This is a genomic window from Bacillus sp. PPSBB_11 (assembly GCF_038023285.1).
Taxonomy (GTDB): Bacteria; Bacillota; Bacilli; order Bacillales; family Bacillaceae; genus Bacillus; species Bacillus altitudinis.
In genome coordinates, this window is the sequence record NZ_CP150633.1 from 423105 (window position 1) to 437257 (window position 14153).

Sequence of the window (14153 nt, forward strand, 5' to 3'; positions counted from 1 at the left end):
CTCCCTTCTGTCCGCTCGACTTGCATGTATTAGGCACGCCGCCAGCGTTCGTCCTGAGCCAGGATCAAACTCTCCGAGGTATGCAGGATGCATATCACACATGCGTTGCTACACGATGTAGCGAACTTAGCATGTGATCATTTCCTGCCTCGTCAGTCTGACTGACTACCTATGAAGTATCATAGGATTTTTTTATAAAAACTCGAATTAACAGGTACGTTTTGTCTTGTTTAGTTTTCAAAGATCATCTTCATTTTCGCTCAGAGGCGACTTTATTAATATAACATTCTATCAAGATGAAGTCAACAACTTTTTTCTTGAATGTTATTTCTCAACCGCGCTGTTTCAGCGGCGAATACAAATATAACACCTTTTAAAAGAAGAAACAAGTATTTTTTCTAAATAATTTATTTTTCCTGATCTCTTCCTATATATTCGTACAAAAAGGGCTTAACTCCATAATTCACTATTGTTGATCCTGTAGGTCTTTAGTATATTTATAATAGATTGAAATTTAATAACCGCAGGGGGAGCCTCGTGCTGAGAGTGAACAATTCGTTGTTCTGACCCTTTGAACCTGTCAGTTAATACTGAAGTAGGAATGTGGAATCACTTGCATACATGCATGTATGCAAGCCGATATGTTTTTCTATGAATCACATACTCATCCTGACATGGTCTCTCCTTGCACAATTCGTGAAAAGGGGATTTTTTTATGCAGCAATCAAATCAATTAGTACGACTGATGGAGATCGCCATCATGACTTCTCTTGCACTTGTTTTAGATTATTTATCAGGTCTCTTTTTAAGAATGCCAAACGGCGGGTCAATTGCACTGATCATGATTCCTGTCATCCTCATGTCCATTAGATGGGGCGTGTCTGCTGGATTTATCATCGGTGTGTTAATCGCAGGACTGCAGCTGATGAACAATCCTATTATTGCTACACCTGTACAAGGATTTCTCGATTACTTTGTCGCATCTGTTGTGATTTGTTTAAGCGGGCTATTCTCAGGATCAATTAAAAAAGCCATTCAGGATAAAAAGCGAAAGAAACAATTCTTCTATATTATCCTAGCTGTATTTGTCGCCAGTTTTTTCAGGCTGCTGACGTTCTTTATTTCAGGCGTAGTTTTCTTTTCTCAATATGCACCAAAAGGAACACCAGGATGGGTGTATTCATTAGTTTATAACAGCACATATATGGTTCCTTCATTTATCATTTGTAGTATTGTTCTTTGTTTACTCATCCCTAGTGCGTCTCGTTTGGTTTTCCCTCAACAAAAATAACCCAGCTGCTTCAGCGGGTTATTTTTTTATGCATAATTTGCTGCTCTATTGAATCTATTAATAGTAGAAGATTTCATGCTGGAGGTACGACAATGAATCCTTACTCCATTATGCTGTGCTGTTACATCCTCAGTCTCGCCTACTTTTTGGCAAGTTTCTATGAGGCATTAAAAATAGCAGGTGTGAAAGGGAAAGTAGAGGCTTCTCCTTTTATATCTTATATTTTACTCGCCACCCTTTTTACTTTTTTCTCTCATTATTATTGGAAGCTGACGATATAATTTGTTGAACATGATCACTTAGTACAGACAGTTCCCATCCATACCCTATTTCCTCATGTTTCTCACCAGCCATCTCGAACTGGCTGGTGACGGCAAAACTGGGTTGAAGCTTTTGATAAAATTGCTTTGCTGAATTTTGCTCAAATACCCAGAGCAGCATATTCTGATAGCCTTTCTCTATTAAATAATCCACACCTTTTGCAATCAAAGCCATACCCGCTCCTGATTTCTGTTTTCTCTGCAACAAATAGATGGCATAAAGCTCACCATCATATATTGAATATCTCTCATCACGCTGTTTTCCGAAGGAAGCAAAACCAAATACTCCGTCAGCATCCTCTGCGACAAACGTGCCTTCAAGCGACCTGCTTCTCCAGCTCTCTTCCCGCTCCTCTACATTCAAAGCATCTAAATACTCTTGTGAAATAATGCCGTGATAAGTCGTTTGCCAGCTCTTCACATGAATTTCGGCAATTTTAGGAATATCATTATGTACTGCATGTCTAACCTTCATCTGAACACCCCTTTTAGCAATTTCCTACTCTATGTTTCATATGATAAGTTGCTATTTTATAAAATTCAATCCCTAATGGATATTCGTTGACATTTTGTCAACACCCCTATATATTGGGTACGACTTCTTCTATTGAAGAGTTGAACTTTATGAAAAGGGGAAAGAAGAGATGGAATTTAAAACAACTGAGCTTCGGCAGTTTTTAAAAGAACAACTGCAAATACGTTCTCTTTCATTAAGAGAACTCAGTACACAAACAGAAATTGATAAAGCCACACTGTCTAGAATCATGAACGGAAAAAGAAAACCGACTTTGAACCATTTACAGCGGCTTTCAGATGCTCTACACATTTCTTTAGATCATCTATTGGCCACGGCTGGATTTTCAATTAAAAACGAAAGAGTTCACGGTAATACGTTCATTCAAGCCGTAGAAGAGATTGAGCGAACGCTGAAAGATCATGATGTCTATGACGGGACGTTCAGCGAGAATGAATTGAAACAGAAGTTAAATGAATATGAGATCTATAGTCAATCAGATGAGGGAAAAGAAACAATCTCAGCAAATTTTGAAAAAAAGATAGATACGATAAGCGGTGTTGGACCATTTCTTGATCAATTGAAAAGCATGTACTACTCGTTCATGAGCGGACGGGGGACTTCTCGAGAATTGATGTTGATGGGAGGCGCATTACTTTACTTCATTATGCCCGTTGATTTAATACCAGATTATATTTTTCCGATCGGCTATATTGATGACGCTGCAGCGGTGCAGGTCGTATTAAACCAGCTGACAAATAGGTCATAGCAGGTGACGGAGACATGAAAAAACAGAACAGCATTGACTTCGCATTATTATTCACTGTCATTTGCTTCTTTGTGATCAGCCTACTAGCTGTGTATAGCGGATCGGGACAGTATGAAACGCAAGATATGTTTTATTTCGTCAAAAGGCAAGTTTTCTGGTATATCGTCGGCTTTGGCCTTATGGCGGCAGTTGCTTACTTTGATTATGAACTGCTTGAGCGGTTATCTTTTCGATTATTTGCAGGTGGTCTCTTTCTCATCATTCTCGTTCATTTTTTTGGCACGAATCAAAATGGCTCCCAAAGATGGATCAGCTTGGGGCCCATGAAAGTGCAACCATCAGAATTTATGAAAATTTTTGTCATTCTTCTGTTAGCGGCTATTTTAAATCGATACAAACATCAGCGCTTTGCATTTAAAGAAAGCATGATTCCCACAATGAAAATTATATGCTGGACCGCTGTTCCTTTTTTCCTGATTTTAATTCAGCCAGATTTGGGGACGGCACTTGTGATCTTGTCTATCGCTTTTACACTGATGCTTGTGTCAGGCATTTCAAGTAAGATGATCGCTGCATTAATCGCTTCTTTTCTCGCGCTTCTTGCATTTTTGACCTACTTGCACAATGAACATTTTGAGCACTTTACAAAAGTGATTAAACCTCATCAGCTTGATCGCATTTATGGATGGCTCTCTCCTGATGAATTTGATTCGACATATGGGTATCAACTGAAACAAGCAATGCTTGGCATTGGGTCAGGACAATTATCAGGAAGCGGTTATACAAATGGAAATCAAGTACAAGGGGGAAATATCCCTGAAGCCCATACAGATTTTATATTTGCAGTTATTGGTGAGGAGTTTGGTTTTATCGGCGCCTCCCTATTGATCTGTTTATATCTTATGATGATCTATCGAATGATTCATGTGGCTATGCATGCGAATACCCTTTATGGGCTGTATATATGTGCTGGGGTGGTTGGACTGATCGTCTTTCAAGTCTTCCAAAACGTAGGGATGACAGTAGGGCTAATGCCCGTGACTGGTCTTGCCCTTCCTTTTATCAGCTATGGGGGCAGTGCGCTTTTAACCAATATGATCGCCATTGGCCTTGTGTTTAGTGTCAATCTGAGGTCCTCATCCTACATGTTTGGACGTAACTGGGATTGAAGGTGATGTCATTGATTCTTTCTCACCTAAAAAAAATCGACCACATTCTTGCTGGGACGATTGTTTGTCTTTGTTTCTTTGGATTGCTGATGGTGTACAGTGCGAGTTATCCTTTAGGCGAAATAAAATATGGACAGGGCAGCTACTTCTTCATGAAACAGTGGCAATGGCTTTTGATTGGGTTCTTCTTTTTTATCGCTGCGGCCCTGGTTCCATATCAAGCTTACCGTAAATGGATTCGGTGGCTTGTGATGCTGTCATTGTTATGTCTTATCCTTGTCCTGCTTCCTGGAATTGGTGTTGTCAAAAACAATTCACAGCGATGGATTCAATTGGGCTCTCTGATCATCCAGCCGTCTGAGGCTGTGAAATTAGTGATGATCATCTATTTTGCCTATGTATATGCAAGGAAACAAGCGTACATTACATCCTTTAAAAAAGGAGTACTGCCTCCACTTCTTCTTTTAAGTCTAGCTTTTTTATTGATTTTAAAACAGCCAGATTTAGGTACAGCAGTTTCTATTTTATTGAGCTGTGGTATCGTCTTATTATGTGCTGGACTTAAAACACGCCACCTCATTCTACTAGGTTCGACGGCTGCGGCAGGGATCACTTTTTTTGCTGTGACCGCTCCTTATCGCTTGAAACGAATCACTTCTTTTCGTGATCCTTTCATGTATGAGGATGGAGATGGTTATCAGCTGATCCATTCTTATCTCGCCATGAATTCAGGAGGGTTTACCGGGAATGGTTTAGGCGGAAGCATTCAAAAACTAGGATTTCTTCCTGAAGCCCATACAGATTTTATTATGGCCATCATCAGTGAAGAGCTGGGAATCATGGGGCTGTCGTTTGTGTTGGGTGCCTACCTACTCATCATGTATCGCGCCGTTCGAATCGTTCAAGGTTTACAAGATCCATTTGGAAAGCTATTAACGATCGGGCTTACTTTTCAAATCATGATTCAAGCAGTCTTTAATCTAGGAGCTGTCTTTGGGCTTCTCCCCATTACAGGCATTCCTCTTCCCTTTATTAGCTACGGCGGATCTTCATTGGTGTTCATGATGATATCCGCAGGCATTCTTGTGAATCTTTCTTCATCTATCAAAAGAGACCGGCATGTGCCCCAAGTAAAATAGACACCCTCTATCAGAAGGTGTCTTTTGATTTTTATTCTTCTATTTGACGATCAGCGATTTCTTTTTTTCTTGGCTGTTTGATTTCATTCGTCAGTTCTTGGATGCTTTGTTTCACATTGCCTTTGCCAGAGAAATTCTCAATAATTTCTTTAACATCAATTCCAGAAGAAGCTTTCAGACTTTCTTGAAGACTGGACATAAGGTTTGTCGCATAGCCGGTCACTTTATTGGCACCGCTGCCTTCCCCGTTACCGCCTGTATCAACAACTGTAATTTTATCAATGTTAGAAAGTGGAGCAGATACTTGTTTCGCATATTCAGGTAGCATTTTCACAATCATATCAAGAATCGCCGCTTGACCATACTGTTCGAATGCTTCTGCAATTTTCTCTTTCGCTTCTGCTTCCGCAAGTCCTTTCAACCTAATGACTTCTGCTTCTGTTTCCCCTTTTGCGCGATCGGCTTCCGCTTTGGCAAGCCCGTCAATCCGAACTTTCTCTGCTTCTGCTTTTGCCATTGCTTCAATGCTGTATTTCTTCGCATCTGCTTCTGCAAGACGCTTCGCTTTTTCCGCCGCAGCCGACTGCTCAACAGCATAACGGTCCGCATCTGCTTTCTTTTTCACTTCAGAATCGTATTGACGCTCACGACGCTGTATCTCTTTTTCTTCTAATTCAATTTGCTTCTGACGTTCAATGATTTTGACTTGCATTTCTTGTTCAGTTACGTGCTGACGATTACGAGCTGTTTCAAGATCGTACGCTTGGTCGGCGCTTGCTTTTGCTGTATCTTGTTCACGTCTGAATTCTGCTCTTTTCAGCTCATTGATTTTTTCTGCTTCAGCGATTTCAGTGGCACGCTCAAGCTCAGATTTCTTCGCATCTTTATCTGCTTCTGCACGTTTGATACGTGTTTCTTTATCTGCTTCTGCTGTTGCAATATCTGCATCGCGTTTCACTTGAGCAATTCTAGGTTTACCTAGTGATTCTAAATAGCCATTTTTATCACGGACATCTTTGATTGTAAACGATACAATGACAAGACCCATTTTCGCTAGATCTTGAGAAGCGACACGCTGTACTTCTTGAGAAAATTTCTCTCTGTTTTTATAAATCTCTTCAACTGTCATTGACCCTAAAATGGAGCGAAGGTGTCCTTCTAGTACTTCTCTTGCTTCATTTTCACGATCTTCTTTTGTTTTCCCTAAAAACTGCTCTGCTGCAGTGGCGATTTCTTCAATTGATCCGCCAATTTTAATGATCGCCGTTCCATCGGCCATGACTGGTACACCTTGTTCAGTATAGACTTCAGGCGTTGAAACATCTAGCTTGCTAGATAGTAAGCTGAGCGGCTCTGCTTGTTGAAAAACAGGGAGTACAAAGGTACCTCCACCTCTTACAATCTTAATCTTGTTTCCACCTTCATCCACGTGGACATTTTTACTTCCGAGGTAACTTCCTGTGACGATTAATGCTTCATCTGGACCAGCTGTCCGGTATTTCGAAACAAATACACCAATAAGTGCAATGAGAATCACAAGCACAATTCCAATAATAATTAATATGGTTGTTCCTGGCATAGCATTCCCTCCTAGATTTCTTCATTTGGTATAACAGATAACACGCCTTTGTTCACTTCGACGACCAGCACCCGGGTTCCATATGGAATCTCCTCTTCGTCGAAACTGACGGCAGGCTTTGAGATTTTCCCGCTGTTACTAATTAACAGCACTTCTCCAAACCCATCTTTTGGTACAGATACAATGATCTCCCCAGTTCTTCCTTTTAGGTCGGCCTCCGTATATGAAAGAGATTCTTCAGCAGAGGAAAGCGGGACCAAGACAAATACATTTAAACAAGTAACGAGAACCACTGCGAGGATGGCAGATAATACTGCGCCAAGTCCACTTCCTACAATTGCTGTTTTTTCAGAGATAAATCCTCCAGCCGAGAAAAAGGTAAGAAATGCGAGGATCAATGTTGGTTGAAGGAACGGGACAGGAATCGCTTCAAACAATCCATCAAATACATCGCCAAAAAAGACGAAAACAAGCGTCAGGATTCCTGATACCATCAATATGTATAAGTACAGCGTCTGAAGAGGCAGCCCAAACACATCCATCTTCCTCACCCTTTCTTTATGAAATGAGCAGCCTTTCATTCATTTAGACCATGCTCACATCCAAGTGTATTCCTTCTAACAGGTAATACGAACCACTTTTGTAAAGGTTTCATTTTTCATCACAATTCATTAAAGGATTTCTCGGATAGCTAAAGAATGATTGTCTTGTACCAGTATGATAAAATTTGATCTTGAGGTGAGAGAAATGAGTTTATTACATGATGCAAGACAAGAATTGTGGCAAGAGCTGCAAGGTTTGAACGAAGAACAATTGAATCAAAAATTATCTGATGATACTTGGAGCATTCAAGAGGTTGCAGATCATTTAAAGAAAATGGACCTAATTTCAGCAAAACATCTAGCTGCCGAGGGGAAAAAAGCACCAATCAAAGAATATAAGCCAAAACCAGTTGAAATGGCAGAGGATCGTTCAAAAAAAGCCACCGCGCCTAGTATTGTTGAACCAGAGCGCAAGCATGTGACACCTACACATTTAAAAGATGAGCTTGATACAGCTCGTGAGAAATTAAATCAAATTTTATCAACGTTTACAGATGAAGATTTCAAACGCGTGATTGCACATCCTGTGTTTGAAGAGCTTTCATTAAAGCAATACCTTGATTTTATCGGCGCACATGAAAAGCGCCATATTCATCAAATTAAAGAAATTAAAGAACAGCTATAAGATATAAAAAAGACTCCCTTTTGGGAGCCTTTTTTCATTATTACACTGTTTTAGGTGTTAAATCAAAGCAGCGGGCGTAAATCCAGTTGTATGCTTTTTCGTTCAGGTCTCTTGGGTTTCCAACTGTTTGCGGATCTTTCATTGCTTCTTTAGATAAACGGTCGATCATATCTTTTGGTACACCTTGTTCTTCTAATGAAGGAACTTCTAGGTCTTCCACTAAATCATACATCCAATTCACTGCTGCTTTTGCAGCTTCCTCTGTTGTCATTCTGCTTGTATCAATTCCGAATGCTTGCGCAATTCGAGCGAACTTCTCTGGGTACCCTTTCCAGTTATATTCCATGACAGGTCCCATCATTGCCGCTACACATTGGCCATGTGCGACAGGAATAATACCCCCAAGCGTTTGACTCATCGCATGGGCTGCACCAGCTGATTCACTTCCATAGGAAAGTCCTGCAAGCATCGCAGCTTGTGCCATTCCATATCTTGCTTCTAAATCCTCTCCATCAGCAAAGGCACGGCGAATATAATGAGCAGCATATTCAATGGCCATGAGCGCTACCGCATCTGTAATTGGCTGAGCAAACTTCATCGTATAGCATTCGATCGCGTGCGCAAGCGCATCGATACCCGTCATAGCCGTCACATGCGGCGGCATAGATACATGAAGCTCAGGGTCAATCACTGTTAGGTGAGCTGCAATGAGTGGGCCACCTGTGTTGAATTTGAATTCCCTTTCTTCGTCAGTAATCACTGCCCACTGCGTGACCTCTGAACCTGTACCAGCCGTTGTCGGAATGGTGGTTAACGGAGGGATTCTATTTTCAAGCGGTTTTTTCCCCTCAGCCGCTTCGTAATCAAGAACTGATCCTTCATGAGTCGCTTCCACACCAATAGCCTTCGCTGTATCCATTGAGCTTCCGCCGCCTACTGCGACTAAACCATTACAGCCTTCTTTTTCATATAACGCAGATCCTTCATTCACTAAACGGACTGGCGGGTTTGGTTCTACTTTATTAAATAGAACCACATCAACTTGTGCTTCTTTTAATGAAGCAATCACTGGATCTACAACACCCGCTTGATAAATACCAGGATCTGTGACAAGCAATACCTTTGAAACGCCGTATGCTTTCACTTCTTCCCCAACATGTTTCACTGCCCCAATGCCATGCTTGATGACAGTCGGAATTTCAAACGTATGGAATTTTTGCATGCTTTCAATTTTCATATTTAAAGTCATATAGAATCTCCTCCAGATAAGTGATATTTATTTAAACCAATGAACCGCTTCTGGTTTTGTATTTCGATATAAATGTTTTAGTTCCGTATATTCTTCAAGGCCCGTACGTCCTAATTCACGTCCAAGACCTGATTGTTTATACCCGCCCCACGGTGCTTGGGCAAAATAAGGATGGAAGTCGTTGATCCATACCGTGCCTAATCTTAATTGACGAGCCACTCGTTCGGCTTTGCCGATATCAGAAGACCACACCGCTCCTGCTAAACCATAAATCGTGTCATTTGCCAGCTCGATGACTTCTTCCTCTGATCGGAAGGATTCGACAGTGAGGACTGGTCCAAACACTTCTTCCTGTACAATTCGCATGTCTGATGTACAGCCTGAAAAAATCGTCGGCAAGTAGAAGAACCCTTTTTGAAGCTCCTCTGCTTCAGGTCGTTTCCCACCTGTTTCTAATGTTGCGCCTTCGTCTAAACCGATGCTGACGTATTTTTCTACTTTTTCTCGATGCTCAGCTGAGATGAGCGGTCCGCTCTGGGTTCCTTCATCAAAGCCGTTGCCTAGCTTGATTTTTTTCGTACGCTTCACCAGTTCTTCTAAAAATTCATCATGAATAGATTCTTCCACTAACAAGCGTGAACCTGCTGAACACACTTGCCCTGCATGGAAAAACACAGCATTCATTGCCTGGTCAACCGCTACGTCTAAATCAGCATCTTGAAAGACGATATTCGGGTTTTTCCCGCCGAGCTCAAGGGCGATTTTCTTCACATTCCCGCTGGCTCCCTGCATGATTTTCTTACCTGTTTCAATACCGCCTGTGAATGAAATTAAATCGACTTGGTCATTGACAGCCAGCTCATCTCCAACAGTTGCTCCAGGTCCAAGTACTAAGTTGGCAACGCCTGCTGGAACACCCGCTTCTTCCATAAGTTTGAAAACTTTGATCGTGGTTAATGGTGTAATTTCACTTGGCTTTAGTACGATTGTATTTCCAGCTGCAAGTGCAGGAGCGATTTTCCAGCTCGCTTGAAGCAATGGATAGTTCCAAGGAGTGATTTGACCGCATACACCGACAGGTTCTCGGACTAATTCACTTTTTGAGTTTGGAATAGGCGATGCAATGATTTCCCCGCCATCCTTATCAGCAAGCCCCGCATAATATTGGAACACGTTCGCAATATCGTCCATATCCGCTTTGCTTTCTTCTAATGTTTTGCCGGTATCAAGTGATTCTAATTTGGCTAATTCATCTAGGTCTCGCCTAATCAATTCAGCAATTTTAAACACAATATTTCCTCTTTCAAGTCCAGGCATGTTTGCCCAATCACCTTGATCGAAGGTTTTTCTCGCTGCCTTAATGGCTAACTGCGCGTCATTTCTTGATCCTTCACTGACTGTCGCGATCACTTCTTGATTAAATGGATTGATGATATCTCTTGTGTCGCCACTCTTAGCGCCAACCCATTGTCCATCGATAAATAGTGTTTGACTCATAGAAGGAACCTCCTCTGATTCTCTTTGGTAAGTTTGTTAAATAAAAATTTAATGTTTTGAACATAATTAACTTAACATGTTCAAATTTTTCTGTCAAAGGGGGATATGCTTCTTTTATTTTGACATTTTGCATTCTTTCGTTAACATATAGTCCATAAAGATTTTTTTGAACGTATTGAATTCACTTAATAGAAAGCAGGGACAAGATGAAAAAGCAGGAACAGCCACAAGCAGAAGAACGCATTTTAGCTGCTAAAGATCTCGTCATTGATTCCATCGCTGAAACAATGGATCTCTATGGCATTACTAGAAGTGCGGGTATTCTATATGGGACGATGTATTTAAATGAGGAAATGACGCTGGATGAAATGCGTGAAGAGCTGCAAATGAGTAAGCCTAGTATGAGTACGGGTGTGAAAAAACTGCAAGACATGAATATTGTCAAAAAGACCTTTCACCGCGGCCGAAGAAAACACAGCTTTGTTGCTGAGAAAGACTTTTTTAAGTTTTTCATGAACTTCTTCCCGCAAAAATGGGAACGAGAGGTCGAGGTTAATCTAGCAGCGATTGAAGAAGCGCAAGAACGCCTTCAAGGTGTAGCTCGTGATGATCAGGCGGAGGAACATGAAAGAGAGGAAGCGAAACAGCTCATTGAACAGCTTGAAAGCTCAAAAGCCTACTACGACTGGCTTAGACGATTAGCCCACTCGGTTCATTCGGGAGAAATCTTTGACTATATTCCGATTGATCAGAAAGAAAAATAGCCGGAGTGTTTGTGTTTTACAGCTTGAATTTTACAGGAGGATTGATTATAATAAGTTATGTCGTAATGCTTCGGGGCATTAGCTCAGCTGGGAGAGCGCTACGCTGGCAGCGTAGAGGTCAGCGGTTCGATCCCGCTATGCTCCATTATCAAAAGCCTATCCAATGATGGATAGGCTTTTTCATTTGATTTTACTCATAAAAGCTTATTTGTCTGGTTCTTGAATTTGATAACCAAAGACTCCTTTTATCTCAACATCCCCACAGCCTTCTTTTTTGGTCAGTTTAATACCATGGGGTCTATAAATGTAGCGCCCACTTGATAAAATTCGGTCTGTTGCACTTAGATCATATTGGTTACCTGTATACTCTTTGACTGATGACGGAAAATCCGTTCCTGATAAGGATGTTCTGTAGAGTGTCACCTCTAAAGTACAACCCTCTGCATTTAGTATAGAAAATTGGTAGCCATAAGTAGATGGATATTGTTCAGGATTATTTTGACCTCCTGGTACCCACAGATCTTTTTCCTGTTCCGTCATGATGAAATCAACTTCTACTTCTCGATAAATGGTCTTAGCTGCAACCTTTTCCATATTAAAATGGAACATGACAATGAAACAAAGAGACATCATTACACATATCCGCTTCATACAACCCCTCCATTCATTTTTACCATTATACAACAAATAACGCCAAAAATGGTTTTATTTTACTTTTTTATAATAGATAAGGGTTGATTCATTCCATATGTGTTAACTTTCTATGACCTTACTTAATGTTTTTTTGGTCTTTGGACCATATATGCCATCCGGGGTTAACCCATGCATCATTTGAAATCGAGACACTGCATTCGCAGTCTTGGGTCCGTAGTACCCATCGATTCCATTGTTGATCGCTCCCTTATCAGGATAAAAATAAATCGATGCTAAGGCTTGTTGTACAGCTTTTACAGCTGACCCTTTTGTAAGAGGCTTCGTCATTTTTAAAATACCTGCAGGCAAACTGTATGTTTTTTTGACCTTGTTGGTTTTAGATGTTGATCTCGTTGATATGGTTTTGATAGATGTTTCTTTCACAGGTTTAGCTGTTGTCATTTGACTTGTAGATGCTGATGCAATACCAGCTTTGAAGCCATCCCACCGATTTAACAGCTTACGCGGACACTCCTTCCCGCTCCAATGCTTATGTGGCACCACGTTTGATAAAGGAATTCCTAAATCCCCCATCAGTTTCCGAATAAGCCATTGGGCGTTTTTAACAGCCTGTTCAAAATTAGCGCCTGCATTTTCACAAATTTCAATTCCAATTGATTTCATATTGCCGGTTCCCCTGCCATCTCCTGCGTGCCAGCCATTTTCGTTTAGTGGCAAATGCTGATAAATGACCTGATCATCGACCGTGTAGTGCCAGCTAACCCCGGTACTTGCCCGAGCAACAAATGCTGCATGATTTGCCGCATCAGCCCCCCGTCCAGTGTTCGATGTATTATGCACCGTAATATAGAGCGGCTTCATACTGTTTCCTGGCCTGTTGCGATTTTGTTTTGGGATGAGTGCTTGAATGATCTTCACCATATTGTTTCTCCTTCAAAAATTATTTTGTTAACCCTCTTTGTTTCAGGGCATCTTTTTGCAATTGACCTTTATAGGTCACATAATTATTTTTAAACCAAGCGATCACGGCAGTGACCATAGTGAAAATTGTGGAACCTGCCACATATAGTGCCTCTCCTACGGTTTGCACTTGCTCCTCGCTAATCGGCAGCACCGTTTGTCCAAACATGACAAGCGTTTGGTTGATAAGCGCAATAAAAAGAAGCACTGTGCGAATCACAGTGCCTTTGTCGAATGTTTTCATGATGTTTTCCTCCTATTTTAAATTCCGTTCAATTTTATCGAGCTTGTCGATCACGACGTCATACTTCTCACTAAACTTTGCTAACACATCATTTTGCGCCTCGATTTGCTCATTGAGTTTGTTTTCTCTTTCCTTTGTTGTGTTTAATACGTAAAACAGCACCCAACAGAACAACACCGCAAACGGTCCTTGTGTCATTAAATATTGAGTCAAATCCATTTCCACTACACTCACCTACTCCCTCACTTTGCACATTCTAAAGAAGGCAAAATAAAAACGCCTATTCAGCGTTAGTTGCATATTCTTCGTTTGTTATTTCTTTGTATTGTTCCGGCGTAATCTTCTCGAAACGAACAAATTTTGCTACATCTTCATTTTCATAACACTTCCATTGATAGAACAATGAAATACTACGGAACCAATCCAATTACATAACCCCCTTTTCAGTCAGCAGCATGACAAGTTCTGATGTTGTTTTTGATTGTTCTTTTGCTCTCTTTTCTGACTCGGCCAGCTGCTCAAGCAAATCGGCGTTTTGCTGTTTTAATAGATCCATATCTGATGTTGGCAGCGGCTTTACCTGAAAGTGATCAATGTATTCTAGAGTTGCCGACTCATACCATGCCCTTTTCTCTTCATTGTATTTACCTTTATACAAACCATCTTGAGGTCTTACATCTGTATGCCCTTTTAGGATGTCTTCGCCTTCTTCAATTTCTATTTCTTCTCCCGGGATGTAATTGAATTTATCATCGTATTTATATATCCATTTCAATT

At 40.9% G+C, this 14153-nt stretch carries 17 protein-coding genes, 1 tRNA gene and 1 riboswitch; of the genes, 7 read left to right on the forward strand and 11 right to left on the reverse strand.

All coding sequences use genetic code 11. The features are described from left to right. Nucleotides 1-516 precede the first annotated feature (516 nt). A riboswitch (TPP riboswitch) is annotated at nucleotides 517-619 on the forward strand. A 96-nt stretch (nucleotides 620-715) separates the two neighbouring features. Further along, entirely contained in the window at nucleotides 716-1291 is a 576-nt protein-coding gene (gene thiT, locus V7L95_RS02085; protein ID WP_060781330.1) for an energy-coupled thiamine transporter ThiT, read from the forward strand. Between the two features lie 240 nt (nucleotides 1292-1531). Here thiT and V7L95_RS02090 read toward each other — a convergent pair whose 3' ends face one another. Next, complete coding sequence (locus V7L95_RS02090) at nucleotides 1532-2086, reverse strand: GNAT family N-acetyltransferase (RefSeq protein ID WP_060781331.1); 555 nt, start codon at nucleotides 2084-2086, stop codon at nucleotides 1532-1534. A gap of 169 nt (nucleotides 2087-2255) precedes the next feature. Here V7L95_RS02090 and V7L95_RS02095 point away from each other — a divergent pair, with 169 nt between their 5' ends. From V7L95_RS02095 to ftsW, 3 genes are read left to right on the forward strand one after another with little or no spacing between them, the layout of a single operon-like run. Then, complete coding sequence (locus V7L95_RS02095) at nucleotides 2256-2894, forward strand: DUF1232 domain-containing protein (protein ID WP_048003075.1); 639 nt, start codon at nucleotides 2256-2258, stop codon at nucleotides 2892-2894. A gap of 14 nt (nucleotides 2895-2908) precedes the next feature. Next, nucleotides 2909-4063, forward strand: coding sequence for a rod shape-determining protein RodA (gene rodA / locus V7L95_RS02100; protein WP_340967894.1), 1155 nt, complete (start codon nucleotides 2909-2911; stop codon nucleotides 4061-4063). After that, complete coding sequence (gene ftsW / locus V7L95_RS02105; protein WP_340967896.1) at nucleotides 4060-5202, forward strand: putative lipid II flippase FtsW; 1143 nt, start codon at nucleotides 4060-4062, stop codon at nucleotides 5200-5202. Before rodA ends, ftsW begins: the two co-directional genes overlap by 4 nt. 31 nt (nucleotides 5203-5233) lie before the next feature. Here the strand turns inward: ftsW and V7L95_RS02110 are convergent, their stop codons facing one another. Beyond that, entirely contained in the window at nucleotides 5234-6781 is a 1548-nt protein-coding gene (locus V7L95_RS02110) for a flotillin family protein (protein ID WP_008344044.1), read from the reverse strand. Nucleotides 6782-6792: 11 nt separating this feature from the next. Beyond that, nucleotides 6793-7323, reverse strand: a complete 531-nt coding sequence (locus V7L95_RS02115) for a hypothetical protein (RefSeq protein ID WP_017359006.1) — start codon at nucleotides 7321-7323, stop codon at nucleotides 6793-6795. Between the two features lie 205 nt (nucleotides 7324-7528). On the opposite strand from V7L95_RS02115, the gene V7L95_RS02120 reads away from it, so the two are divergent. Beyond that, nucleotides 7529-8008: a DinB family protein gene (locus V7L95_RS02120; protein WP_017359005.1), complete on the forward strand. Its 480-nt coding sequence runs from the start codon at nucleotides 7529-7531 to the stop codon at nucleotides 8006-8008. Between the two features lie 40 nt (nucleotides 8009-8048). On the opposite strand, the gene V7L95_RS02125 is transcribed toward V7L95_RS02120, so the two are convergent. Further along, nucleotides 8049-9257, reverse strand: a complete 1209-nt coding sequence (locus V7L95_RS02125; RefSeq protein WP_008344050.1) for an iron-containing alcohol dehydrogenase — start codon at nucleotides 9255-9257, stop codon at nucleotides 8049-8051. Nucleotides 9258-9284: 27 nt separating this feature from the next. Then, a complete protein-coding gene (gene betB / locus V7L95_RS02130) occupies nucleotides 9285-10754 on the reverse strand; it encodes a betaine-aldehyde dehydrogenase (protein ID WP_008344052.1) in 1470 nt (489 codons plus the stop codon). Between the two features lie 206 nt (nucleotides 10755-10960). On the opposite strand from betB, the gene V7L95_RS02135 reads away from it, so the two are divergent. Both V7L95_RS02135 and V7L95_RS02140 read left to right on the forward strand, forming a co-directional pair. Beyond that, nucleotides 10961-11518, forward strand: a complete 558-nt coding sequence (locus V7L95_RS02135) for a GbsR/MarR family transcriptional regulator (protein ID WP_017359004.1) — start codon at nucleotides 10961-10963, stop codon at nucleotides 11516-11518. 72 nt (nucleotides 11519-11590) lie between these two features. Beyond that, nucleotides 11591-11663 (forward strand) — tRNA-Ala (locus V7L95_RS02140). Between the two features lie 59 nt (nucleotides 11664-11722). Here V7L95_RS02140 and V7L95_RS02145 read toward each other — a convergent pair. From V7L95_RS02145 to V7L95_RS02170, 6 genes are all read right to left on the reverse strand, one after another. Continuing rightward, on the reverse strand, nucleotides 11723-12169 hold the full coding sequence (locus V7L95_RS02145) for a hypothetical protein (RefSeq protein WP_017359003.1): 447 nt from the start codon (nucleotides 12167-12169) through the stop codon (nucleotides 11723-11725). A gap of 102 nt (nucleotides 12170-12271) precedes the next feature. Further along, nucleotides 12272-13093, reverse strand: coding sequence for an N-acetylmuramoyl-L-alanine amidase (locus V7L95_RS02150; RefSeq protein WP_017359002.1), 822 nt, complete (start codon nucleotides 13091-13093; stop codon nucleotides 12272-12274). 19 nt (nucleotides 13094-13112) lie between these two features. After that, entirely contained in the window at nucleotides 13113-13376 is a 264-nt protein-coding gene (locus tag V7L95_RS02155) for a phage holin (RefSeq protein WP_008361671.1), read from the reverse strand. A 12-nt stretch (nucleotides 13377-13388) separates the two neighbouring features. Further along, the gene (locus tag V7L95_RS02160) at nucleotides 13389-13601 is read right to left on the reverse strand and encodes a BhlA/UviB family holin-like peptide (RefSeq protein WP_008344062.1); all 213 of its coding nucleotides are present in this window, start codon (nucleotides 13599-13601) and stop codon (nucleotides 13389-13391) included. A gap of 55 nt (nucleotides 13602-13656) precedes the next feature. Further along, on the reverse strand, nucleotides 13657-13803 hold the full coding sequence (locus tag V7L95_RS02165; RefSeq protein WP_008344064.1) for an XkdX family protein: 147 nt from the start codon (nucleotides 13801-13803) through the stop codon (nucleotides 13657-13659). Further along, nucleotides 13804-14151 carry a hypothetical protein gene (locus V7L95_RS02170; protein ID WP_008344067.1) on the reverse strand — a complete coding sequence of 116 codons (348 nt, stop codon included), beginning with the start codon at nucleotides 14149-14151 and terminating at the stop codon, nucleotides 13804-13806. It lies immediately after the preceding gene. Between the last annotated feature and the right edge of the window lie 2 nt (nucleotides 14152-14153).